Source organism: Asticcacaulis sp. P2_C5, from assembly GCF_056404555.1.
Map to the genome: position 1 here is coordinate 17,648 of NZ_JBFUDU010000003.1, position 24,131 is coordinate 41,778.

At 61.3% G+C, this 24,131-nt stretch carries 17 protein-coding genes; 11 read left to right on the forward strand and 6 right to left on the reverse strand.

Translation table 11 applies throughout. From position 1 onward, the window contains the following. Positions 1-224: 224 nt before the first annotated feature. The 6 genes from AC1DXO_RS06215 (at position 225) to AC1DXO_RS06240 (ending at position 10,776) form a co-directional block, all read left to right on the forward strand. Positions 225-833 (forward strand): RNA polymerase sigma factor, encoded by a 609-nt coding sequence (locus AC1DXO_RS06215; RefSeq protein WP_476977244.1) that lies wholly within the window; start codon positions 225-227, stop codon positions 831-833. Beyond that, positions 802-1,776: a FecR family protein gene (locus AC1DXO_RS06220; RefSeq protein WP_476977245.1), complete on the forward strand. Its 975-nt coding sequence runs from the start codon at positions 802-804 to the stop codon at positions 1,774-1,776. Before AC1DXO_RS06215 ends, AC1DXO_RS06220 begins: the two co-directional genes overlap by 32 nt. A gap of 282 nt (positions 1,777-2,058) precedes the next feature. Continuing rightward, positions 2,059-5,364 carry a TonB-dependent receptor domain-containing protein gene (locus AC1DXO_RS06225; RefSeq protein ID WP_476977246.1) on the forward strand — a complete coding sequence of 1,102 codons (3,306 nt, stop codon included), beginning with the start codon at positions 2,059-2,061 and terminating at the stop codon, positions 5,362-5,364. A 629-nt stretch (positions 5,365-5,993) separates the two neighbouring features. Next, positions 5,994-7,472 (forward strand): glycoside hydrolase family 28 protein, encoded by a 1,479-nt coding sequence (locus AC1DXO_RS06230; RefSeq protein ID WP_476977247.1) that lies wholly within the window; start codon positions 5,994-5,996, stop codon positions 7,470-7,472. A 209-nt stretch (positions 7,473-7,681) separates the two neighbouring features. Beyond that, positions 7,682-9,229 carry a glycoside hydrolase family 43 protein gene (locus tag AC1DXO_RS06235; protein ID WP_476977248.1) on the forward strand — a complete coding sequence of 516 codons (1,548 nt, stop codon included), beginning with the start codon at positions 7,682-7,684 and terminating at the stop codon, positions 9,227-9,229. Continuing rightward, positions 9,226-10,776, forward strand: a complete 1,551-nt coding sequence (locus AC1DXO_RS06240; RefSeq protein ID WP_476977249.1) for an MGH1-like glycoside hydrolase domain-containing protein — start codon at positions 9,226-9,228, stop codon at positions 10,774-10,776. The genes AC1DXO_RS06235 and AC1DXO_RS06240 overlap by 4 nt, the downstream gene beginning before the upstream one ends. A gap of 685 nt (positions 10,777-11,461) precedes the next feature. Here AC1DXO_RS06240 and AC1DXO_RS06245 read toward each other — a convergent pair. After that, positions 11,462-11,707, reverse strand: a complete 246-nt coding sequence (locus tag AC1DXO_RS06245) for a hypothetical protein (protein WP_476977250.1) — start codon at positions 11,705-11,707, stop codon at positions 11,462-11,464. A gap of 224 nt (positions 11,708-11,931) precedes the next feature. On the opposite strand from AC1DXO_RS06245, the gene AC1DXO_RS06250 reads away from it, so the two are divergent. From AC1DXO_RS06250 to AC1DXO_RS06260, 3 genes are all read left to right on the forward strand, one after another. Then, positions 11,932-12,714 (forward strand): response regulator, encoded by a 783-nt coding sequence (locus AC1DXO_RS06250; RefSeq protein ID WP_476977251.1) that lies wholly within the window; start codon positions 11,932-11,934, stop codon positions 12,712-12,714. 130 nt (positions 12,715-12,844) lie between these two features. Next, positions 12,845-13,744 carry a hypothetical protein gene (locus tag AC1DXO_RS06255; RefSeq protein ID WP_476977252.1) on the forward strand — a complete coding sequence of 300 codons (900 nt, stop codon included), beginning with the start codon at positions 12,845-12,847 and terminating at the stop codon, positions 13,742-13,744. 250 nt (positions 13,745-13,994) lie between these two features. Beyond that, the gene (locus AC1DXO_RS06260; protein WP_476977253.1) at positions 13,995-15,533 is read left to right on the forward strand and encodes a carboxylesterase/lipase family protein; all 1,539 of its coding nucleotides are present in this window, start codon (positions 13,995-13,997) and stop codon (positions 15,531-15,533) included. Positions 15,534-15,702: 169 nt separating this feature from the next. Here AC1DXO_RS06260 and AC1DXO_RS06265 read toward each other — a convergent pair whose 3' ends face one another. Genes AC1DXO_RS06265 through AC1DXO_RS06275 form a run of 3 tightly spaced genes read right to left on the reverse strand, consistent with a single transcriptional unit; the run spans position 15,703 to position 20,158 of the window. After that, positions 15,703-18,156 carry an ABC transporter permease gene (locus AC1DXO_RS06265; RefSeq protein WP_476977254.1) on the reverse strand — a complete coding sequence of 818 codons (2,454 nt, stop codon included), beginning with the start codon at positions 18,154-18,156 and terminating at the stop codon, positions 15,703-15,705. Next, positions 18,156-18,848 carry an ABC transporter ATP-binding protein gene (locus tag AC1DXO_RS06270; RefSeq protein ID WP_476977255.1) on the reverse strand — a complete coding sequence of 231 codons (693 nt, stop codon included), beginning with the start codon at positions 18,846-18,848 and terminating at the stop codon, positions 18,156-18,158. The genes AC1DXO_RS06265 and AC1DXO_RS06270 overlap by 1 nt, the downstream gene beginning before the upstream one ends. Next, the gene (locus AC1DXO_RS06275) at positions 18,845-20,158 is read right to left on the reverse strand and encodes an efflux RND transporter periplasmic adaptor subunit (protein WP_476977256.1); all 1,314 of its coding nucleotides are present in this window, start codon (positions 20,156-20,158) and stop codon (positions 18,845-18,847) included. The genes AC1DXO_RS06270 and AC1DXO_RS06275 overlap by 4 nt, the downstream gene beginning before the upstream one ends. A 111-nt stretch (positions 20,159-20,269) precedes the next feature. On the opposite strand from AC1DXO_RS06275, the gene AC1DXO_RS06280 reads away from it, so the two are divergent. Further along, the gene (locus AC1DXO_RS06280; protein ID WP_476977257.1) at positions 20,270-20,857 is read left to right on the forward strand and encodes a response regulator; all 588 of its coding nucleotides are present in this window, start codon (positions 20,270-20,272) and stop codon (positions 20,855-20,857) included. Next, positions 20,847-22,046, forward strand: coding sequence for a sensor histidine kinase (locus AC1DXO_RS06285; RefSeq protein WP_476977258.1), 1,200 nt, complete (start codon positions 20,847-20,849; stop codon positions 22,044-22,046). Before AC1DXO_RS06280 ends, AC1DXO_RS06285 begins: the two co-directional genes overlap by 11 nt. A gap of 270 nt (positions 22,047-22,316) precedes the next feature. Here AC1DXO_RS06285 and AC1DXO_RS06290 read toward each other — a convergent pair whose 3' ends face one another. Both AC1DXO_RS06290 and AC1DXO_RS06295 read right to left on the reverse strand, forming a co-directional pair. Beyond that, positions 22,317-23,030, reverse strand: coding sequence for a carbonic anhydrase (locus AC1DXO_RS06290; RefSeq protein ID WP_476977259.1), 714 nt, complete (start codon positions 23,028-23,030; stop codon positions 22,317-22,319). A gap of 474 nt (positions 23,031-23,504) precedes the next feature. Continuing rightward, the gene (locus AC1DXO_RS06295; RefSeq protein WP_476977260.1) at positions 23,505-23,987 is read right to left on the reverse strand and encodes a cupin domain-containing protein; all 483 of its coding nucleotides are present in this window, start codon (positions 23,985-23,987) and stop codon (positions 23,505-23,507) included. Positions 23,988-24,131: the final 144 nt, after the last annotated feature.

Consider the following 24,131-nt stretch of genomic DNA (forward strand, 5'->3'; position numbering starts at 1 on the left):
GATAGGGGCTGGCCGACTATTTTCATGTTCATCGATACGCTCAGCTTAGAGCGCAATCCGATAAAGTGGATGCCACTTTATCGGATTGCGCTCTGGCGTTCAGGACCGCCCCTTGATGTTACCGCTCACATATGATACCGGTGTCAAACAATACCGGAATCTAGTATCGCGTTTCATAATATCGAAGTTCGCGTAAAGCGGACCCAAGAACGGGGAGCGGGCAAATGCGGGTAACGGACGAACGCGCCTTGTGGCTGTCACGCCATGCGCTTCAGCATGAGGGCGCCCTGCGTTCCTGGCTCAGTCACAAACGTATCCACGGACTGGATATCGACGATATTGTCCAGGAAACCTATGCGCGGCTGATCACGGTCGAAGATGTCTCCGGCATCACCAATGTTCGCAACTACATGTTCCAGGCCGCCTATTCCGTTCTGGTCAGCCATGTCCGGCGCTCGAAGATTGTCTCATTCCAGGCGATCAACGATCTCGACCAGTTGGGCGCCATGGCCGACGAATGTTCCCCCGAGACCCAGGTGATCGATCGCGACGAACTGCGCCAACTGGGCGAGGCCATTGCCGGCCTGCCGGGCAAGATCCGCGATGTCTTTGTTTTGCGGCGTGTTTCGGGCCTGTCGCAGCGCGATGTCGCACTCAAGCTGGGCCTGTCGGAGAGCACGGTTGAAAAACATATGAGCCGTGGCATTAATTTGCTGATGAAATTGATTTCGTATAGCGGAAATGACACCCTCCGTGCGTCTAAGGCGTGGGGAAGTAAGTTGAACAAAGGCCAGAGTGCACGTGCCGACGAGAGAGACCGCCGCAGAGATTGACAGTGTCGCGGCCGACTGGGCCGCGCGACTGGACCGTGGCGACCTGTCACCCGCGGAAGATTCCGAACTCGAAGCCTGGCTGGCCGCTGACCCGCGCCGTGCCGGCGCCTTCGCGCGTGCGCAAGCGGTGTCGCTGTACAGCGAACGCGCACGGGCTCTGGGGGCAGGCTATGACGCGGCACGTTTCGGCAAGGCCGCGAAGCCGTCCCTTTCGCGCCGCGAACTGCTATGGAGCAGCGGCGCGGTGGCGGCAGGCCTTGGGGCTCTTGCCGTGGCAGGTCTTGCCTGGACGATGCGAGGCAAGGCCTATCTGACCCAGGTCGGCGAAATGAAAATCGTGCCATTGGCCGACGGATCGGTGGTCAGCCTTAACACCCATTCGAAGATCAAGGTGGCGTTCAGCGACGGCCGCCGCGCGGTCATGCTGGACGAGGGCGAGGCCTTGTTCGACGTCGCCAAGGACGCGGCGCGGCCCTTCGTCGTATTGGCCGGCGAGACCGAGGTGACGGCCGTCGGCACCAGCTTTATCGTGCGCCATCTGGCCGGCATGCCTGTGCAGGTGCTGGTCCGTGAAGGCATTGTCGATATTCGCCAGCGCTCGCAGGACGCGGCTCAGGCTGTGCGTTTGCCGGCCAATATGCGTGCTGTGGCGGCGCAGGATCAAGCGGTTGCATCGGCAGCAGTCGCCCCGGCCGAGATCGAACGCGCCACGGCCTGGCGGGATGGCCGGATCGCCTTCGAAGGCGACACCTTACGTGAAGCGGCGGCGGAATTCGCCCGTTACAGCGACACGCGCATCGTCATCGACGACCCGGCGATCGCCAACGAAGCCATTACCGGCCTGTTCCAGGCCAATGACCCGGTCGGCTTTGCCAAGGCCACCGCGATCAGCTTTGGCCTGCGTGCCGAGATCAGCGAAAAGCAGGTCCGGATTTTTCGGTAAGAGATACGTTGGAAGAAAGCGTATTTTGGAACCGCGAATGAACGCTAATGAACGCGAATTGTTTAGAGCTGGGCCGTTCAAAAATCCGAGCCTGCTACAGTACTAAAATCCTGAAAATATTCGCGTTCATTAGCGTTCATTCGCGGTTCCAAACTTCTTCCCTGGCGGCTTCGCGGAAAATTTTAACCTTTCGATAGAGGAAAATTTCCGGCCCATGCGTCTAGGTTTTCAGAAAGTCCGCACCAACCAAAAAAAGCGGACTCGCATGCAGGAGAGAAACCGATGCCTAATCTATGCCAGACTTTGAGACCCGCAAGAAAGGCGGCCCTGTTCGCCGGCGCCGCCATGTTGAGCCTGATGCTCGCCACCGGCGCCATGGCCCAAACCAAATCTTTCAACGTCCCGGCCGCCGATGCGGTCAAGACCATCCCGCAATTCGCCAGCCAGGCAGGCATTCAAATCGTGGCCCCGGCCGGCACGCTGAAAGGCGTCCAGACCCGCGCCGTCCAGGGTGACCTGGACGTGCACGCCGCACTTGAGCAACTTATCGCCGGCACCGGCCTGGAAATCGCCTCGGATGACGGCAAGATCATCTCATTGCGCGTCGCCGCAACGCCGGTCGCCGCCGTCGATCCTGAGCCCCAGGTCGTCGTCGTCACAGGTTCACGCCTGGCGCCGCGCGGTTTCACCGCGCCGACGCCGGTCACGGTGGTCGATGCCGAAGAGCTGAAACTGTCCGGCACCCAGAATGTCGAAACCCTGCTGAACCAGAATCCGCAATTCATCGGCTCACAGAACAACGGCCCAACCGCCAACACGGTTCCCGGCGGTACGGCCACCCTGAACCTTCGCGGCTTCGGCGCCCAGCGTAACCTGGTCCTGGTCAATGGCCGTCGTTTCGCCATTTCCGGAACCGACGGTACGACCGACATCAACACGATTCCGGCCGCCCTGATCAAACGTACCGAAGTCGTCACCGGCGGTTCGTCGGCCGTCTATGGCTCGGACGCCATTACCGGCGTCGTCAACTTCATCATGCGCGACGATTTCGAAGGCGTTGAGATCAGCGCGCAAAAGCGTTGGGATGGTGAGACCAATACGCCGACCTACAGCACGGACCTGACCATCGGTGGCAACTTCGCCGACGGCCGCGGCAATGCGGTGGTCTCGCTCGATTATCTCAACCGCGGTTCGATCACACGCGGCGAAGAGGGCGGCTACGCCTTCTATTCGTTGTCGGACGGCTGCGTCACGGCGGCGTCGTGGAGCGAAGACAAGCCCGGCACGCCGATGAGCGTTCCCGGTGGCCAGACCTGCCTGACAGCCGGCGGCAAGCCCGGCCTGATCGCCGGCGGTTCCGGCGACATCCCCAACGGCCGCTTCTTCGGCGTCCCGACCTACGGTTCGGCCCAGTCCAATGCCGGCCTCGATGCGGCCCTGGTGGCGGCCGGCCTGCAAAACATGACCTCGCGCGGCTACACCTATGAGGCCACGGGCACCCAGGCGCGTCCGGCCCTGACACCACAGGACGATTATAACCTTGGGCCGGAAAACTACCTGATCATTCCGCAGACGCGCTGGATGGCCAATACCTTTATCCACTACGACCTGAACGACAAGGTGACGGCCTATCTCGAGGCCCATTTCAGCAACAATGTCGTCAACATGCAGTTGGCGCCGACCAATATCAACGGCAACTTCCTGGTCAATGTCAACAATCCCTATCTCAGCACCCAGATGCAGGAAGTCCTGCACCAGATGGATCTGAAAGAGTCGGGGACGACGACCATCACACAGGGAACGGCCACCATGTCGACCACGCCCAATGACGGCCTGGCTGTCCTGGGTATCGGCCGCCGCCTGCCCGAAGTCGGCGATCGCTTCAATTCTTCGGAGCGCAACGTCTTCCGCACCGCCTTCGGCATCAAGGGCCATCTCGGCGACGCCTCGACGAGCTTCCTGCGCGACCTCAACTACGACGTCTATTACAGCTACGCCCGCACCCAGAACACCGATACCCAGCGCGGCAGCGTTTCACGCAGTCGCTTTGCGGCGGCGCTGTTGTCCCAGGGGGGCGCGCAGCCGGTCCTCAATGTCTTCGGCCCGCACATTTCGTCGGCCGCGGTCAGCGCTATCGCCATCAACTCGACCAATGTCCAGACCGCCGAACAGCAGGTCGTGGTCGCCAACCTCAGCGGCGAGGCTTTCGACCTGCCCGCCGGCCCGGTCGACTTCAATGCCGGTTTTGAATGGCGTGACAATACGGCGCGCTATACGCCCGACACCTTCCTGAGCTCCGGCGACGTAACCGGCTTTAACGCCGCCAAGCCGACCAGCGGCAGTGTGTCGGTCAAGGAACTGTATGGCGAATTCCGCGCCCCGATCCTGGCCGATATGTCCATCGCCAAAAGCCTGACCCTGAACGGCGCTTTCCGCTATTCGGACTACAGTCTGAAGGGCGTCGGTGGGGTGTGGACCTATTCGCTGGGCGCAGATTGGGCTGTTACGCGTGACATCGCCTTCCGCAGCCAGTTCCAGCACGCCATCCGCGCGCCGAACGTCGGTGAACTGTACGGCGGCCAGTCGCTGCAGTTCGCCTCGGCCACCGATCCGTGCTCCAGCCGCGCCCCGACCGCCCAGCAGACCGACGCGGTTAAGGCCATCTGTATCGCGACCGGTGTCCCGTCGGCCGCTGTCTTTACCGCCGGCGTCCAGCCCAATACCATTATCGGCAATACGATCGGCGGCAGCCCGAATGTCGGCGAAGAACAGTCCGATACCTATACGTTCGGCGCCGTCTTCACGCCGCGCTTTATTCCCGGCCTGGCGCTCAGCGTCGACTGGTACAGCATCACACTGGACGGGGCGATCGCCCCCCTGGGCGGCGGTCTGCAGAATACGCTCAACCTGTGCTACACGATCGTCGCCGACGCCAACAGCGAGTTCTGTAAAGCCATACCGAGCCGCAACACCGTGACCGGCGAAATCATCGGGCCGAACTACGTCTCGACGACCAACGCCAATACCGGTGGCATCAAGACCTCGGGTATCGATATCGAAGGCCGCTATGGCTTCCGTACCGACTGGGGCCTGTTCGATGGTGGCAGCCGTTTCGATCTCAGTGAAAACTGGAGCTATACGAAGGAGTTTACCGGTACGCCGGTTCAGGCCCTTCCCAATCTCAAGAACTATTGCATCGGCGCCTTCGGTCCGACCTGCGGTCAGCCGATCCCGAACTGGAAGGGCGTGTCGCGCCTGACCTGGAGCAACGGGCCGCTGACCCTTAGCTTGCGCGATCGCTATATCGGCAAGGTGACGATCGACAAGTATCTGCTGCCCAAACGGACCGGCGGCACGGTGCCGGCGCTCGACAGCCTGACCAATCCGGTGATCGACGGCCAGCACTATTTCGATCTGTCGTTTGCCTATGATCTGCCGGCCAATGTCGAACTGTACGGCGGCATCCAGAACATTGCCGACAAGGACCCGCCGGTCATGGGCAGCTCGCAGGCCAATGCCAATACCTGGGCTGCGACCTACGATGTCGAAGGCCGGGTAATGTTCCTCGGCGTCAATGTGAAGTTCTGACCATGGCGCGTGGCTACATAAACAAGGTTGGCGTGATTCCCTCCGAGACGCGCCCGCGGTTCCGGTCTCCTTTTCCCGACCGGTACCTTTCTACGGACACCGGTTTTCTTCCCGTTACCCGGTGAACTCATAGGCTGTGGTGGCGGACCAGTAAAGATCCGGGCCACGGCTATTTTGGGCGACTGCGGCGTCGCCGGCCTTGCCCGTAGTTGACTACGGGCGGCGTCCGGCTTCTGGCATTCGCTCCAAAATATCTCGTGTCGCGGACCTTCCCGGTTCGCCACCCCAGCCTCGGCCCGGCGGCATGATCGCCGGGCCTCTTTTCTAATCATGCGGAGGGGACTAACCTCTGGGAACAAGAAGGAAGCTAGAAACCCCACCAGCCTCGCCGGCCGGCACACATCTCACGTCTCATTGGCTGTCGCCAATTCGCGCTCGTGCGGTCCCCCTCCCCACGCTTCGCGCAGGGAAATATAAGAAAGAGCGCGCTCACTATTCTTATACATCCCTGCGCGAAGCTCTTGCGAAGCGTGGGGAGGGGGACCGCGCGAGACATTGCGAAGCGGAGCGCAGCTTTGGCGAGTGGGGTGGTGGGGTTTCTTGCTTCCTTGAACCGGCAGGGACGACAGATGAATTTTTCACTCAGCCGACGCACATTTGGTATCAGCCTTGCCGCACTTAGTTTGGCCGAAGCCGCCCGTGCCGCCGAAGCCTGCACCTGGCCAACCTGGGCCGACGACCTGCGCCGTGACCTCGACGCCATGGCGCGCGATCTGACGGCAACCCTGAAGCCCTGGCACGGTCCCGCCACCGTCTTCCTGCCCGAAACCTATGGCGCCACGGCCCCGCTGGCTACCGCCGCCATCAATGCCGCCATATCGGCCGCGCACGACGCCGGTGGCGGCACGGTCAGCCTGACCAGGGGCGACTATATTTCCGGCACACTGGACCTCAAAAGCAACGTCCGCCTCGAAATCGCAAAACGCGCGCGCCTGCTGGGCAGCCTCGACCTTGCCGACTACCCTGACCGTGTCGCCAAACGTCCGACGGTCCAGGACAGCAATATGGGCATGAATCAATCGCTGATTTTTGCCGAGGGCTGCGAGAACATCTCGCTCTGCGGCGAAGGCGAGATCGACGGCCGCGGCGCGAATTTCAAGGGCGACGAGACCATCCACGGCACGCCCGGCCGGCCTTTCATGATCCGCATCATCGATTGCAAAGGCATCCATATCAGCGGCATCACGCTGAAGGATTCGCCGTGCTGGATGCAGAACTATCTCAACTGCGACGATCTGCTGATCGAAAACATGAAGGTCGAGAACCAGGCCAATTTCAACAATGATGGGCTCGATATCGATGGCTGCCGCCGGGTCATCGTGCGCCACTGCCATATCAGTTCCGGCGATGACGCCATCTGTTTCAAGGGTGCATCCCAGGCGCCGACCGAGCGGGTGTTGGTCGAACATTGCACGCTCTACAGTTCGTGCAATGCGCTGAAACTCGGCACGGATTCGCAGAGCCTTTTCCGTGACGTCCTGGTCCGTCACTGCGAGATCGGCGGTGTTTCCGGCAGCATGCGTCATATCAAACCCGTCGGCGCCGACTCCGGCATTTCCTGGGAAGTCGTCGACGGTGGCCTGGCCGAGAACATTCTGGCCCACGACATTCACATTGTCCGCGCCCGCAGCCCCTTCTTCATGCGCCTGGAAGACCGCGGCCGTGTCCGCCCCGAACAAGCCAAGCCTGCCGTCGGTACCCTGCGCCGTGTTGTCTTCGACCGCATCACCGGCGAGGATAACGGTCCGCGCGGTTCGTACTTCATCGGCATTCCGGAGAAGGCGATCGAGGACGTCGCGCTTCGACATATCCGGATTAAACAGCGCCCGTCGGCAAAGCCAATTCTTAACGAATCCTTAATTCCGGAAATGAGGGGTGTTTATCCCGATGCCCATATGATCGACACGCAAGGCGACGCCCCGGCCTACGGTTTGTGGACGCGCCATGTTCGAGGGGTCACTCTTGCTGGCTACAAGGTCACGCCGACCGGTCCCGACCCGCGCTCGGAGTATGTGACCCAAACCGACAGCACTGTCTGCGGAGACTGACCATGTCCTTATTTGCCGTCAAGCGTGACTCCCTCCGATTACCCCTCCGTCTCGCTGCGCGAGCCACCTCCCCATCTTCGCTTCGCTCGACAGGGAGGAGGGAGGTGCCGCTTCCAACGATAGCGTTTGTGGCTTCCTCCTCACTGTTGCGAAGCAATGGGGAGGTGGCTCGCGCAGCGAGACGGAGGGGCGGCTTACCTGCGCTTCTCTTGCTGGCGCTGCTCACTGCCTGCTCCACATTGCCCGCTCCCCAGGCGACCTACACCAACCCCGTCCTCTATGCCGATTATTCCGATCCGGACGTCATACGGGTCGACAAACGCTACTACCTGGTCGCTTCCAGCTTCCACTTTTCGCCCGGCATTCCGGTGCTGGAATCCGATGATCTGGTTCACTGGCAGATCATCGGTCACGTCCTGCCGAAACTGACCTTCGCGCCCGAATACGACATGCCGGGTCCGTTCCAGCTCGACGACACCAAATCCAAGCCGGTGACCGGCACGCGTTATGCCTCGGGTGTATGGGCGCCGTCGATCCGCCACCACAATGGGCTGTTTTACGTCTATTGGCCGACGCCCGACGAAGGCGTCTTCATGGCCACGGCCACTTCGCCCGCCGGTCCGTGGTCGGCACCCGTCCAGGTCCTGGCCGGTCCTGGCTACGAAGATCCATGCCCGTTCTGGGATGACGACGGTACGGCGTGGCTGATCCACGGCAAGGTCGGCGCCGGCCCGCTGATCCTGCATCGCATGACCGCCGACGGCACCAAGGTGCTCGACGATGGAGTCGTGGTGGCCGAAGACAAGGTCAACCTGCCCATCCTCGAAGGGCCGAAACTGTATAAGCGCAAGGGCTGGTACTACATTTTTGCGCCGATCGGCGGGGTCGGCACTGGTCCGCAGGCCGTCGGTCGCGCCCGCGCCATCACCGGACCCTACGAATGGCGCCACGCGCTCGATCCTGGCAATGGCATCGATGGCCCGCACCAGGGCGGCTATGTTGAAACACCGTCGGGCCGGGGCTGGTTCCTCCATTTCAACTCGACCGGCGCCTTTGGTCGTATCGACTATCTCGAACCCGTTACGTGGGTCGACGCCTGGCCGGTGATGGGCGAGGGTGGCCAGCCCGTGCTCAGTCATGCCATGCCCGACACCGGCGTCGCCCATTCCAGATACCGCCTGCAGCAATCGGACGATTTCGGAAATGCGGAATTGGGCCTGCAATGGTCGTGGAACCATAATCCCGACAATAGCCGCTGGAGCCTGAGCGAACACCCGGGCGCCTTGCGTCTGCACGCTGGGCCAGCGGACAGCCTGACCACGGCACGCAATACCCTGACGCAAATCCTGGTCGGCCCGCACATGCAGGCAACCGCGCGGCTCGACATATCGCACATGGTCGACGGCCAGCGCGCCGGCCTGTCGTTGTTCGGCGTCAAGCCGGTGTGGATCGGCCTGGTCCGCGACCACTACGCGACCCGCGTTACCTTCGCCTCGGCCGGAGTCGAAACGCCCGGCCCGGTTATCATCGGCGCCGCCATAGACCTGCGTGCCGAGGTCAATGCCGATCAGACGGTGGCCTTCAGCTACAGCACCGACGGTCAAACCTTCGCAGCCCTGGGCGATCGCGTGCCGTTGTCGAAATTTTCGTGGTGGAAGGGCAGCCGCCCCGCCCTGTTCACCTATATCAAGGCCGGCCCGGGAACCGCGATCGCCGACGGCTATGTCGATATCGACGATTATCGGGTGACACAATGAACCGGCGTTCCGTTCTGGCCGGACTGGCGGCCACGGCCATTGCGCCCGCGGCCACGGCCGCCGATACGGCCGTGCCGGAATTCACGACCAGCGATACGCGCTGGCAGGCGGCCTATGACCAGGCCCTGGCCGTTCTCGCCGGCAATGTCCAGCTGATGCCGCGCTTTTCCAAGCCCGTCCTGATCGAGGGCGCCGTCTATCAGGGTATCTGGATGGAATGCGGGCCGCACGAAGCCCTGGTCTATCGCAGGTTCCGCCCCGACGTGGCGCGCAACAGCCACATGACCTTCTTCGAATTGCAGCACATGGATGGTCAGTTGCCGTGCAACAACAAGGTCACCGAGACGGGGTTCGGCCAGATCCAGATGGTGGTGCCCATCGCCGCAACGGCCTGGGAGCTTGCCCGTGCCACCGGCGATGACGAGTTGCTGGGTGTCGCCTATATGGCCGGTTCTGCTTGGGACGGTTGGCTGATGAAGCACCGTAACCTGCGCGGTACCGGCCTGGTCGAGGGCTTCTGCACCTATGACACCGGCCACGACAACAGCCCGCGTTGGGAAGGCATCCCGCCGCAATGTCCCAACAAGGACGCCAAGACCTTTCCTTCGGGCTTCAACCTGCCGCGCCTGTGTCCCGACCTGTCGGCGACGACCTATGGCGGCCGCCTGGCCCTGGCCGATATGGCGCGCGCCTTGGGCAAGACCGCTGACGCTGACCGCTGGACGGAAAGTGCCATCACCTTGCGTGATCTCATCCTGAAACAGCTCTATGTCGCCGAAGACGCCGCCTTTTACGATCTCGATGCCAACAATCAGTTCGTCCGTATCCGCAGCGATATCCTCAGTCGTGTCTGCGGCGAGCGCCTGCCGGATCAGGCCCTGTTCGACGAACTGTGGACGCGCCAGATCCACAACCCCTCAGCCTTCTGGTCGCCCTATCCCCTGCCGTCGATAGCCATGGATGATGCGAAATTCGTCCGACCGATCCCGGCCAATTCGTGGGGTGGCGCGTCCCAGGCCCTGACGGCGCTCCGCGCCGGCCGGTGGATGGAGCATTATGGCCGGGCGGCTGAGTTTGGCCAGATGATGAACGCATGGTGCCGCGCTTTGATCGCCGACATGACCTTCCGCCAGCAGCTCGATCCTCAGACCGGCGCCTTTACGCAAACCGAAGCGCCGGGTTATTCGCCGGCCGCCCTGGTCATGGTCGACTACAGCTGGCGGCTGGCCGGGGTGCGCGAAGAGGGCGAGGGGCTGGAATGGAATGTCCGGCCGGGCCACCCGGCGGCTGGCGGGCGCTTCCGGCTACCGCTCGATGGTGGCGGCACGGCGGAGATGATCTACGACCGCAGGGGTGCCGAACTTCGCCTGAATGGCAAGTCCCTGGGGCGGATCGATGGGACCGCCAGGCTGGTGACCGACAGGGCCGGTAAGCCGCAAAGCCTGACGGGTATCGATGAGCGTCAGGTACGCGTCAGCCTGCATGCTACCGGACAAAACGGGCGGCCTATCCGTCTGTCACCGAATCAAAAGCATCCAGTCACATAACGGAGTATTGGCGGCCAATGGTCTGACAATATTACAGATGCCGGTCAAATATATACTACAAATATAGGCTATACGGCGAATTTTGTGACGTAATTACAATTATCGCGAATTTTGCGCACAATATGAGTCTGACGAATTGACGAATCCCTTCCAATAATGGTAGCGGTACCGTCACGTGTTACCGCTATCAGATCTGCACCCTGGCTGGTAATTACGATGGAGCGCGCGGACGTCACACCTGCCGCACGCTCTACCTTCCGGTAGCTGACTTACCCCGGTTACCGACCTGAACGGCTGTCCCGCCGGTGATTTGTGTTGTGAAGACCCTTACCTTTAGGGGGGCCGCTGGTTTACCGGCGGCCCGTTTTTTTTGCCGAAATTTCAGATCACCAAATGAGTTTAAGTCAAACAAAGCCAGTCCTCCACCGCTTGCGGGGGAGGTGTCGGCGAAGCCGACAGAGGGGGCGTTTTATGAAATCATACTCCACCGGCTCCGATTGATCGGAAACGGGCCTGCACTTCCAGTGGGGTTCGAGGCGCTACAAAATGGCCTGAATATCCCCCCCGCAAGCGGTGGAGGACTGGCTTTTGATGCCCGTAATAAGAGGTGCGCCTCAGCAACTCATGGAGCAAAGGTGCGCGTGATGTGCGAACCCACGACAGATCTGTTAGGCCGGCCGCTTCCTTAACACCCCACCTCATCGGCGATGACGCGCACCATCACAGCATTTCCGCGCCCGTCCAGTCCGCGATAATAGCCGCATGGCGCATCGCCGGCGCACAGGCTGCGGAATTCCCGTTCCCGGAGGATGAACTTCAGATCGCGCACAGACCCGGCCCCAGGCCCGATCTCGACCGGCGACCAACGCAGACGGCCAGAGGACCTGCTTTGAACTTCGGATCTGTTCTGGACTTCGGCAATGCTGGTCATGGCAACCTCCTGAAGGGAATGTTCTTATTTTGTTCCAATGCCGCCAATTGTCAACAACGAAATGCGCCTTCTCTTTGCAATAATTTGCAGTGCCGGACGCGCGGCGCAAAATCTTATCGAATACAACGTGTTTGCGGCGAACCTGCATCCCAGCCGTGTTGCTTTACACATATTTTACTATCGCCATGGCTTACGCTACGGTAGGTTCATAACTACGGTATATCATGAAACCCACAGCCCTCATTCTGGAAGACAGTCAGACCCAGGCGACCATCATCGCCAAGCTGATCGAGGCTGCCGGGTGGTCGGCTGTCGTCTGCGATACGGTCAAGAGCGCCATGGACGTGCTGCAGACCGTCGATATCCAGGCCCTGTTCCTCGACATCTATGTGGGCGAACGCAACAGTCTGACGCATTTCGATCGCTTCCGCATGCTGGCGGGGGAGGCGGCTATCACCCTAATGACGGCGGGCTCGCGGCAGGTGACGGTCGATGAGACCCTGGCCCAGGCGCGCCGGGTCGGGGCCGACTTCATCTTGCGCAAGCCGTTTTCCGATCGCCAGTTGGCCGAGATTCTCGACAAGGCGGCCAGCGGCAAGCGCCGCCATGTCCTGGTGATCGACGACAGTCGCACCGTCTGCCAGTTCGTCACCCAGGCGCTGGAACCGCGCTATTTCCGTGTTACGGCGGCGCCGTCCATGGAGACGGCCTTCACCAATGTCGATATTGCCGGTGTCGATCTGGTGTTGTGCGACGTCTTTATGCCGGGCATGGGCGGGCTTCAAGGCATGCGCACCATCCGCCGCACCTGGCCTAAGGTAAAGATCGTCTCGATGTCCGCCGGTATTGCCGACAAGGTTTCCAGTGTCGAGGCGCTGAACGCCTGTCGCCGCATTGGCGTCGACGGTCAGATCGGCAAGCCGTTTACGCCGGATGACCTGGCCATGGTGATCGACTCTGTACTGGGCGGCGATGTGGACGAGGGGCCAGACGCGGTTCTGCTTTAAACTGCGCCGTACTGCTTTAGCCGCGGTGCAGCGTAATTTGTGCCGCATTTGCGAGAAAAGGCTTTTCAGACTCCTGCAAACTGATAAATTGTCACATTTATAGCATTTGCAGGGCTTGGGCAGCACGACCATGGGCGAAAACGCGGCAACCGGTCTTGGCATGTGGGACACGGACGCTGACCTGCCTGATGCCGCTTTGCGCGAACGCGTTCTGGCCCATCCCCGCTTTGCCGAAGCCGTCCATACGCTGATCGACAACATGATTGCGGCGGGTGCTGCTGACAAGGCACTCGACGCCATCTTCAAGGACGCCGGTCGCTACGGCGTCGCCTTCGTTGCCATCTATCTCCACCTGACCGGCGGCCTGACCCTGCCGCGCCTGAAGGGCATGGCCGCAGCCCTGTCCAGCCCGGGCCGCGCCCGCGCCGTGCTGCTCTATATGCGCTATCTCGGCTACATTACGCGCGGCGTGCGTCTGCCCGGCGACCCGGAACTGTTCGTCCCGACCGAGCGCTGCCTCACCGCCTGGTCCAGCCACCTGAAGGCGGCCCTGCAGGCTGCGGCCGTCATCGAGCCCCAGGCTCAGCCGGTGGTCGACCGCTTCGGCGAGCCCGGGGTCTTTGCCGCCTTCGCGCGCCGTCACACCCAGATCCTGATCGCCCTGATGGCCGAGGAACAAAGGCACACCCTGCCGTTTGTCCGCATCTTCCTGCACCGTCACGCCGGCAGCCAGATCCTGTGGACACTTATCAAGGCGGATCAGGGTCAGGCCGTGCCACCGACCCGCACCCGTCCCCTGGTCATTGCCGAGATCGCGCGCCGTTTCAGCGTTTCGCGCACGCACGTCCGTCGGGTACTCGAAGCGGCGGCGAAAAACGACATGCTGGTGCTGCACCCCGACGACACGGTCGGTTTCGCGTCGGCTTTCCAGGTGTTTCTGGGCGAGTTCTACGCCGATCAGATGGTCTGGCTGCTGGTCGCTGCGTCCCATGTGCAGTTGGCAATGTCGGGCCTTATTGCCGTGGCGTAGCCTTCACTGCCTATGCGTGCCCGTCAAACGTCGCCTTGCCCGACTTGTCCACCAACGGTTCGGTGATGGCATTTTCTCCGATTGCGAAAAGGCAGGCGCACGGCTAGAGCGCAATCCGACAAAGTGGATACCACTTTTCGGTTAAATTGCGCGACCAAACAAAAAGTTAGAGCAAAATGACAATTCTATCTAAAGTCATTTTGCTCTACGGCTTCCCTTTCGGCAAATGGTAACGACAGGCAAAGCAACAATGTTAAGATCCCGAGACCTGGCTATCGCCCTGGCTTGCCTGCTGGGTCTCGCTGCCCAGCCTGGCCTGGCTCAGCAGACTGCGGCACCGGTCAGAGTGACGGGCGGCGAAATTACCGGCACCGACGACGGTGATACAAGGGCCTATCTGGGCGTACCGTTTGCGGCGCCGCCGGTGGGTGATCTGCGCTGGCGCGCACCACAACCCGTCGTTCCGTGGACAGGTGTCCGGGAAGCTGTGACCTACGCTCCCGCCTGTGCCCAGACCGCGGAGTGGGTTACGAACCCGAAAAGCGAAGACTGCCTGTATCTCAATATCTGGGCGCCGCAAAAAGCCAAAGACCTGCCTGTGATCGTGTGGATCCACGGTGGCGCCATGGACAGCGGCACCGCCGCCGTACCTGTGCAAAACGGTGCCAATCTGGCGAGGCGCGGGGCCATTGTGGTCACCATCAACTACCGGCTTGGCATATTCGGCTTCTTTGCCGACCCGGAATTAAGCAGCGAGTCACCGGAGCATGTGTCGGGAAACCAGGGCATACTCGACCAGATTGCGGCCTTGCGCTGGGTGAAGGCCAACATCGCGGCCTTTGGCGGTGACCCTGACAACGTGACGATCATGGGCTGTTCGTCGGGCGGTGAATCGGTCGCGCTATTGGTCGCATCGCCCCTGGCAAAGGGCCTGTTTCAGCGCGCTATAGCCGAGAGCGGGAACGATGCCATGCCGATCAGCCCCGATGACAATCTCCGCTTCGATCAGAAGGCGGTTGCCGAAGCGAAGGGCCTGGCCTTCGCCAGGTCCATCGGGGCGGAACATCTGGCGGATCTACGCAAGCTGAGCGTCAAGGACTTGCAGGCGCAGGCGTGGCTGCCGCGTGTCTATCTCGACGGATACCTGCTGCACGCAGACCTGACCACCACCTATCAAAATCATCGTCAAAATGACGTGCCCTTGCTCGTCGGATGGAACGCCGAGGAGGGCAAGGATCTGGTCGGGTTCTACCTGGACACCGGCGCGTTGACGGCTGAAAAGCGCGTCGAGCAGATGACCAGGCTGTTGGGCTATCCGCCGTCCGATGCGTTGCGGGCTGCCTATCCCGGCGCGACTGACGCACAGGCAACTGCCTCCATCCAACAACTGACCAATGACTGGTGGGGTTGGCGCATGGAACATTGGGCAGCGCTACAGGCGAAATATGGTCGCTCGAAAGCCTATGTCTACTACTTTGCGCACCGTCCGACCGAACCGCCTTCCCCTTGCTACTGGGGCTGTGGAGCTGGCCACGGTGTCGAAGTGCAGTACCTGTTCGACAATCTTGCCGTGGACCCGCGTTCCTGGACCGCGGAAGATCGGCAACTGGCGTCGCGACTGGCCGATACGGTGATTCAGTTCGCCCGGACCGGACGTCCCACGGGCCAGGGCCTGCCGGCATGGCCGTCATTTGATGGATCGATGACCTCGATCCTGCCCATCGGGAACGAGACCGAACTGCAGGCGCATCCTCTGCCGGATTTCTCGCTGTTTCCGCAGCAGAATTAGAGCGAAATGACTTTAGATAGAATCGTCATTTCGCTCTAACTTTTTGTTTTGTCGCGCAATTTAACCGAAAACGGGGCCGCCCGTGCGGTGGCATCCACTTTGTCGGATTGCGGTCTGGATATCGTTCCAGCCGAACAGGTTTGTTGTCGGGCGCCCACAGCACGTTCCTTCACTCATGACGCAGGGCCTTGCCAGGTTCGGCGTTGGCCGCGGCGAAGGCCACGCCTGCCACGGTGGCCAGCGCGATCAGCAGCGCTGCGGCCGAGGCCGACGGAAACAGCCACAGCGGCATGGTGATGACATCGTCGAACTGCGCCAGCCAGCGTTGCAGGATGAACCAGGCCAGCGGCCAGGCCAGCAGGCTGGCCACCACGACAGGACCGAGAAACTGCGTCAGGAGCAGCCGCACGATCTGCCCGCGTGACGCGCCCAGCACCTTGCGCATGCCGATTTCGTGAACCCGTCGCCCGGTATTGAAGGCGGCCATGCCATAGAGGCCGATACAGCCAATCAGGGCAGCAATGCCGGTGCCGATGGTGAACAAATGGCTGCGATCGCGCTGCGGCTTATAATAGGTGTCGAGGCTCGCGTTGGCACTGATGGCGTCGAAGGGCACGTCAGGAAGGATTCGCCGCCACAGCTTGGCCAATGCCTGGCGCATCGCAGTCTGGTTCACGCCCTGATAGCGCACAAGAGCGAATCCGTACTTGGTGTGTGCATCGAACAGGTAGAGCTTGGGTGGGTTCGGCTCATTGGGGTTGGTGAAACGCACATCGCCCACGACGCCTATGATGCGGACGTGCCCGCCATCACCTAAACTGGCCACCTGACCGACCGCGGCTTGCGGCGATGAAAAGCCCATGTCCTTAGCGGCGCTGCGGCTGATGATGACGCTGATCATACGGTCATTAAAATCGTTTGGCACGGCCCAGTTCCAGATCTGGTCCTCGGCGTGTTGCTGATCGAACATCCGTCCGACCACCAACGGTACGCCCAGCAACCGGAAATAATCCGGCCCAACAACTGCCTGCTGAAGATTGGGAATAGTCGGGTCTGTACCTCTATGGCCCGGAAGGACAAGCTTGGAATAGCCACCAAGACCCATGGCAGGACCGGGAATGGCGTTCGCGACGGTGGCGTACTGAACCGCTGGAAGGGCGCGCACGCCGGCGATGAAGACGTCGCGCTGACCTTGGGTAACGGCTTCGCTGTTCAACGACATGACTAGCATCAAGTTGTCGCGCCTGAAGCCAATGTCCGCTGTCTGAATATGGCGGATTTGCAGCGTGAAGCCGGCCATCAGGATGAAAGCGACGACGACGGCGGCGAACTGCGCCATGGCCAGGCCGGTGCGCAGCCACCCTGCCATACGTCCACCGCCCGGCGTGCGGCTGGAAGCCAGGACATGCGCCGGTTTGAACGCCGAAAGCACGAAGGCCGGATGGAGCGCCGCCAGCAGGCCCGCCGCCAGCACGCAGCCCAGAAGTCCCAACACCCATCCGACAGAGGCGGGATAGAGCATCAGAGACAAGCCGCCTGCGGCATTGATAAGCGGGAGGCTCAATTCAACAGCCGAAAGTGCCACCACGAAGGCCAGCAGCAGTGTCAGCACGACCTCGATAAGGAACTGCAAGCGCAGGGCTGGTGGTGGTGCGCCCAGGGTCTTACGGACCGCCACTTCGCGGGCCCTTAAGCCAGCACGGGCCGTCGCCAGGTTGACGTAGTTGATCAGGGCCAGCACCAGGGCCAGGATTCCGACCAGGCCCAGCGACCCGATCGCCGCCTTTAGCTTCGGACTGGCCAGGTGAAGGTCGGCCAGTCTCACGAGTTGCAACACGAGAACCTCGTGAGCGACAACACCGGGTCCGAATCTGTTTTCGGCCTGGCGGTCGGTGAAAGCTGGAATCTGAGCGGCGAAGGCAGCCGCGCCCGCCGGGTCTTTGAATTTTAGATATGTTTTGGCGTGCACGACGCCCCATTGGTGCCACGAGCCCCCCGCGCTCGCCTCTATACGCTGCGGCGTCAAGCGGCACAGCATGTCGAACTGCATGTCGCTGTTCTTCGGCAGATCGGCGATGACTGCGCTGACCGTATAGGAGTTTGTACCCAGCTCGTCACTGAGTGTCAGAACCCGCCCGACGGCATCAACCGTGCCGAAATATTTGCGAGCGATCTGGGCGCTCACGACGACCTGCGACGGATCGGTCAGTGCCGTCACTGCGTTACCGCGCAGGACCGGCACCTGAAAAAAGGTCAGGAAATTCGGGTTAACCGCCTCAAGTTGTTGGCTGAAGACTTCGGCGCCGCGATGCACGATAACGCCATTGGGCCTGTCAACAGTGCCGTCGACCTGCGGATAGGCAGATTTGATCTCGTCCAGAAGGCCGCCCATCGTCAGCATGACGCGATCGTCCGGTATGCCGGGGGCGTGAAGAGTAACCCCCATGGCATAGACGCGCGATCGTTCCGGACTCCAGCTTTCATAGCTGGTCTCAAAACGATAGAGCAGACTGAGCGTGATGAAGACCGCGATGCCGAAGGACAAGCCGAGTAGATTCAGCAGGCCATAGAGCGGATGACGGGTGAACGAACGGAAGAAGGCAACGAAGGCTGAACGGAACATCACAGCACCTGCGCGACGGAGGCCACCAACTGGCCGTCCAGGATATCGATGCGGCGCGAGGCCTTATCGGCGTGGCTGGGAGAATGGGTGACCATGATGACGGTGGCGCCCGCCCGGTTGAGTCCATGAAGGATGTCCATGACCTGGGCCCCGTTCTCGGTGTCGAGGTTTCCGGTCGGTTCGTCGGCCAGGATCAGGTCCGGGTCGCCGACAATGGCGCGGGCGATGGCAGCGCGCTGCTGCTGGCCACCGGATAGCTGATTCGGGAAATGGCGTGCGCGGTGGGCGATGCCGACACGGTCCATCGCCGCCTGGACCGCCTTGCGACGCGAGCCCTTGTAGTGTTTGCGATAAATCAGGCTCAGCTCGATATTCTCGAAGATGGTCAGGTCATCGACCAGGTTGAAGCTCTGGAAAATAAACCCAAGGTGCCGGGCGCGATGCTGTGACAGCTTCACCTCGTTGAGCCGCGCCAGGTCCGCACCTTGGTACAGGTAGGCACCCGAGGTCGGGCGGTCGATCGTGCCCAGGATGTTGAGCAGGGTCGACTTGCCGCACCCCGAAGGACCCATGACGGCGACGAACTCGCCGCGCCGCACCGACAGGGATATGTCGTGCAGCGCCGCCGTCTCGATGTCGTCAGCACGGTAAAGGCGAGTGATGTTGCGCAGTGCGATGAGGGTGTCGGTCATGATGCGTTGCTTTTGCTGAAATGGATGTGCCGGGCGCGGCTGTAGTTGGCGAGGGAACTGGTGAGAATGCGTTCGCCGGGCTTGAGCCCGCCCAACACCTCGACATAGTCGGGATTTCTGCGGCCGGTGGAAATGGCGCGGCGGTCGGCGCCGTCGCCACGGACGTTCAGGACGAAGGCGTAGGTGCCGTTGCTGTCGTTGAGCCACGATCCCGTCGGTGCCAGGATGGCCTGGCTGGTCTTGCCCAGCGACAGACGAACATTGATCGCCTCGCCCCGTTTGAGGTCGGCAGCTCCGTCCTGAGCCGCGCCGTCGAAGGTCATGTCGAGCGTGACATGGCCGTCGTGGACCTGCGGATAGACTCGGGCGACATGGACGGGGGTGTCCTGGCCGTGCACATTTGCGTCAGCCGCAAGGCCGGACGTAAGCCGCGCCAGGTAGAATTCGTCGACATCGGCCGACAGCTTCCAGGCGTTTTCGGAATCGATTTCACCCAGCGGATCACTCGTCTTGATGGCCTGGCCAGGTTTGAGCGCGAATCCCGTCAGCCGCCCGGCGATCGGTGCCCGAACCACGAGCCCGTCCAGACCGTGGCGCACGTCGACCAGCGAGCGGCGAAGACCGGCAGCCTGAGCCTCGATCTGTTGTCTCTGGCCGGCGAAGAAAGCGCCGTCGGCGGCCTGCGCCCGCTTGAGCGCCTCGACACGGGCCAGCTGATAGGCCACTTCGTCGGCACGAGGCTTGACATTGGCGTCGTTAGCCACGTTCTGATCGCGCAGGCGCTGGTATTTCTGCAGCTCTTCCCGCGCTTTGTGCAGGGCGTATTCGGCGTCGGCCAGGGCCTGGTCGCCCTCGGCTTGTCGGGTACGCAACGCCAACAGCTGGTTATTGGTATCGCCCAGCCGCGCCGAGATTTCGGCCTCGCGCGAGGCAACCTCCAGGATAAGATCGGGATTGTCGAGCCGCGCCAGGATCTGGCCGGCGACGACGGAATCGCCATCCTGGGCGATGACTTCGGCGACCCGCCCGCTACTTACCGCGGTTATATAGGTGATATCCAGCGGTACGACTGTGGCGCGCAACGGCACGTAGTCCTGAAACGGGCCTCTGATTACGTCGCCGATGTCGAGCGCGCCCGGCACAGCGGTCATGGTGCCCGGCGATGGCAGGGTGGTCCAGGCCACGCCGCCGGCTCCGGCCAGGATCAGGACCGCGACGAAAACGAGTAAGCCCCGGCGTCGCCACCACGGGCGGGCGAGTTTGCGGTCCATGCCGCGGTTGTCGGTTTTACTGGGGGTATAGTCGGCCATGATGCAAGGCTAACACGCGCAATTCAAGAGCCATAACCAATTAAAAAGATTTGCTTTTTTGTCATTTTTCGACTTAAATCAGCTGATCTTTGAAACCGAACCTGTCCAAAAATGAACACCCTGGAAGCCAGCCCTGATCCTGATGAAGACGCTGCGCCGGCGGCGATGCGCGTCCTGTTCCTCGACGACGATCCCGACGTGCTGGAAGCGGCCGAAATGGTGCTTAATCGCGATGGCTTCGACTTTGTCCCGGCCGGGACGCCGGAGGAGGCCGCGGCCCTGCTGGTGCGGGAAGACTTCGATGTCCTGCTGCTCGATCTCAACTTCCAGCGTGGCGATACCTCGGGCGAGGCCGGTCTGGCCTTTCTGCGCCAGCATATGCAGGACCATCCGCATCTACCCGTCGTCGTGGTGACCGGCCATTCCGGCATGACCATCGCCGTCGAGGCCATGCGCATCGGCGCCCAGGACTTTGTCGTCAAGCCATGGAACAATGCCCGTCTGGTCGCCAGCGTCCGCGCGGCGATCGACCATCCGCGCGTGCCACCGCCACCCCGCGACGTCAATCTCGAGCGCTCGGAACGCGACCTGGTCCGTCTGGCGCTGGAGCGCTGCCAGTTCAATGTCTCCCAGGCCGCCAAGGATCTGGGGTTGACGCGGGGAGCGCTGTACCGGCGCATGGAGAAGTATGGACTATAGGCGCCTTGTCCTCATCGTCGCTTCGCAGGCCGGGGTATTCGGCGCCGGCGCTCTGGCGTTGCTGGGGTTCAGCAACGCGCTGTATGCGACTGCCGCCCTGTGCCTGCTGGCTGCGGGACTGATGGCGTATTTCGCGGCGACGCTGACCTTGGTTCGCGTGAACCGTAACCGGCCCAGCGCCGAAGGGGCAATCTACACAGCCGAACTGAGCCGGCGGCGGCTGCAGGTCCTGCTGGACCAGACCCCGTCACCGCTGCTGCTCCTGCCGGCCGACGGCCAGGTGATCGCCGTCAATCGGGCAGCGCGGCGTCTGTTCAATGTCGCCTATGCCCTGCCGGTCGCCATCCGGGAGAGACTGTTCGGCGAGTCCCGTGCAGGCGGGCAGATCATCTGGCAGGGCGCGACCTACGCCGTCGAACGCACCCGGATCGAGGGCCGCGACGAGACCTCGGACCTGATGGTCATGACCGACATTTCGGCCGAGGTGCGCGCCGCCGAAGCCACCGTCCTGCGCGACCTTCTGCGCGTGCTGAACCACGAACTGATGAACGCGCTCACGCCCGTCACCTCGATGAGTCGCACAGCGCTCGACATACTGAAGGAAGGCCAAGCCCAGGCGCCTGCCAAGGCGATCCGGGCGCTGGAACGCATCGTGGCGCGCGCCGACGGCCTGACGCGTTTTCTCGACGCCTATCGCGAATTAACGCGTCTGCCGCCGCCGGATATGCGGCCGGTCGACCTCGCGCCCTGGCTGGAGATCGCGCGCGACAGCTTCGAGGCGCAATGGCGGGATCAGGGCGTCACGCTGGATATAGGCGCGCCGGGGGAGGTGTACGCCATGATGGACGCCGATCAGATGTGGTTGTGCGTCGGCAACCTGCTCAACAACGCGGCGCAGGCGGTGCTCGGGCGAAACGATCGGCGCGTGCGACTGGACATCGGCGCCGATCGCGGCCGGCTGGCGTTTCGTGTCCAGGACTCCGGTCCCGGTATCGCGCCGGAGCGTGTGGCTCAGGTCTTCCTGCCCTTCTACACCACCAGAGCCGACGGCAGCGGGGTCGGCCTCAGCCTGGCGCGCCAGATCGTTCAGTCACACGGGGGGCAGTTGCAACTGACCTTCGAACGAACCGCGGGTGACCTGGAAGGCGCCTGTTTCGTGTTCGATATCGGCATGGCCGTCGAGACATGACGTCCTGACAGGATGGTCCGATCATGCAGCGCCGGCCACAAGACCATCCGTGAAGCACCCTATCATTTTCCTCAATATGCTTACTGCTTGCGTGAAGCCAAAACGTCTTTGACCTCAGCCTATTAATGCTGCAGGAGAGGGGCGAGATCAGTCGCTTTGGGCATTTTTCGGTCATATGCCAATCGTCCTTCAGCTCCTCGTGCAGATGCTGGCAGGGATGATCTACAATGCTATGAAATCATATACCGTGACGTAGAGCAGCCAAGAAAATCAGCCAAGAAACTCAACGGCACCACTGTCCAAGTCGTAGCGACCATAGACAACTTTCACTTTGCCAGCAGCAACAAGTTCCTTGACGATTTCGCTTTCGGTACCAATCAATTCAGCGGTGCGCTTCGCGCTCTCCCGCACAACATTGTCGACAAAATCACCTTCCTTGCCCAGCAGGTCTTCTGCCGCAGGAAGAATTGCATCAACCATTGGGCCGATACTGCCCGGCAGCTTGGTACCTTTTTCAGCCACCTCACAAGCAGCGCCAACCGCACCGCAGCGCTCATGGCCAAGGACAACAATCAGCGGTGAGCCCAAGTGCTCTGCGCCATATTCAATCGAACCCATTGTTGCGGTGTCAGCCATGTTACCCGCGTTACGGCAAACAAAAAGCTCACCCAGGTTCAAACCGCCGAAGACGAGTTCTGGTGCAACTCGACTGTCAGCACATGTAAGAATGATGGCCCAGGGTGACTGCCCCTTTGCAACTGCATCCCTCTGCTTCATGACATCACTTTCGCAGAGCTCTGGTGAGCTCATGAACTTCGCGTTGCCTTCTTTCAGCTTTGCGAGAGCTTCTTCCGGTGTCATCGCTGTTTTGGCGAACACGGGGCCCGCCATCCCGCCCGCACCCAACAAGCCTGCTGCAAAAATACCTGTTGCTGATTTCGTCAGAAACTGGCGTCGGCTCAACTCTAAACACTTGTTGCACATGATTTTTTCTCACTCTTTGCTGCTGATGACGCCAAGACCTTGGTCTACTTGGGTAGAGGGCAACTGCAATCCGACATAGAAACCTTTTCAAAGAGAGGCAAGGAGTTTCGCAAGGAACAGTTCGTCGCGACTTACAACTTACGGTGACGCCAAATCACCATATCAAAAGCATAAATTATAAATATGCGTAGTCTGTTCGGTTTTGTTGAGCGGGACATTTCCTGGCTCGGTGCGCGCCAATGATTTCAAGGTATTGCACGTCATCTTACCCAGTGGGGCAATCGTCTCGAATCCATCTTCTTCGAAGACGGCGACCAGCAGATCTCGACCTCCTGTCGATGCACCTCAAACGTTACGATGTGAAATGCTGAAGCTATTGCCTGATGTCGAACCGGATCCAGCTGTTCCTGGCGCATTTGAACGAGATCGGCCTGACGCGAGCCAATTAACGACAAAGGTCTTGGCCGAATCTAATCAGGGCACACTTGCCGTCGGAATCTTGATGCCAAGCAGCACCAGGGGTTCACCTGGGATGCCGAACCAATGCGGCACACCCGCTGGTATCAAGACAAAATCGCCCTGCGCCAGTGGCCGCGTCGTGCCGCCTTCGATTGCCTCACCGTCGATGAAACCTTCTCTTACCAGGCGGGGATGACTCATGGTCCCTCCCGTGACCAGGATGCCACCCCCCTGAACTACCATGACATATTCGGCCTCTGCCGTGTGAATGGCCGGACGACCGGGCGCCTTCCACACTTCCAGGGCTGCGGTCTGGGATTCCGTCTTGAGCAAGGGACGCCACATGAAGGTTTGTCCGGGCGCCATCGCGGCCAGCATGGAGGCAACCTCTTCCTTTATCTTGTCCGGGCTTGCCAGAGCCGTATGGTCAACGACCTCCTGAGCGCAAACAGGCCCCGAGACCAGGAGGCATAAAGCGACAAATGCAGCGCGGATCATAGTGTGTTTCCTTTTTTTCTGGCCAGCCTACGGGCCTGAACACCTGTCTACCACAAGTTTGCCGATGCCGCTTGTCTTGTTAATAGGTCCGACTTAATCGCAATTGCGCCGGCCTTACCATTGATGTACCTGCCCGGGTGTCGT

Coding starts and splice junctions, on each gene's coding strand:
- AC1DXO_RS06215 (WP_476977244.1), top strand. CDS start 225: ATGCGGGTAACGGACGAACGCGCCTTGTGGCTGTCACGCCATGCGCTT.
- AC1DXO_RS06225 (WP_476977246.1), top strand. CDS start 2,059: ATGCCTAATCTATGCCAGACTTTGAGACCCGCAAGAAAGGCGGCCCTG.
- AC1DXO_RS06230 (WP_476977247.1), top strand. CDS start 5,994: ATGAATTTTTCACTCAGCCGACGCACATTTGGTATCAGCCTTGCCGCA.
- AC1DXO_RS06240 (WP_476977249.1), top strand. CDS start 9,226: ATGAACCGGCGTTCCGTTCTGGCCGGACTGGCGGCCACGGCCATTGCG.
- AC1DXO_RS06245 (WP_476977250.1), bottom strand. CDS start 11,707: ATGACCAGCATTGCCGAAGTCCAGAACAGATCCGAAGTTCAAAGCAGG.
- AC1DXO_RS06250 (WP_476977251.1), top strand. CDS start 11,932: ATGAAACCCACAGCCCTCATTCTGGAAGACAGTCAGACCCAGGCGACC.
- AC1DXO_RS06255 (WP_476977252.1), top strand. CDS start 12,845: ATGGGCGAAAACGCGGCAACCGGTCTTGGCATGTGGGACACGGACGCT.
- AC1DXO_RS06260 (WP_476977253.1), top strand. CDS start 13,995: ATGTTAAGATCCCGAGACCTGGCTATCGCCCTGGCTTGCCTGCTGGGT.
- AC1DXO_RS06265 (WP_476977254.1), bottom strand. CDS start 18,156: ATGTTCCGTTCAGCCTTCGTTGCCTTCTTCCGTTCGTTCACCCGTCAT.
- AC1DXO_RS06270 (WP_476977255.1), bottom strand. CDS start 18,848: ATGACCGACACCCTCATCGCACTGCGCAACATCACTCGCCTTTACCGT.
- AC1DXO_RS06275 (WP_476977256.1), bottom strand. CDS start 20,158: ATGGCCGACTATACCCCCAGTAAAACCGACAACCGCGGCATGGACCGC.
- AC1DXO_RS06280 (WP_476977257.1), top strand. CDS start 20,270: ATGAACACCCTGGAAGCCAGCCCTGATCCTGATGAAGACGCTGCGCCG.
- AC1DXO_RS06285 (WP_476977258.1), top strand. CDS start 20,847: ATGGACTATAGGCGCCTTGTCCTCATCGTCGCTTCGCAGGCCGGGGTA.
- AC1DXO_RS06290 (WP_476977259.1), bottom strand. CDS start 23,030: ATGTGCAACAAGTGTTTAGAGTTGAGCCGACGCCAGTTTCTGACGAAA.
- AC1DXO_RS06295 (WP_476977260.1), bottom strand. CDS start 23,987: ATGATCCGCGCTGCATTTGTCGCTTTATGCCTCCTGGTCTCGGGGCCT.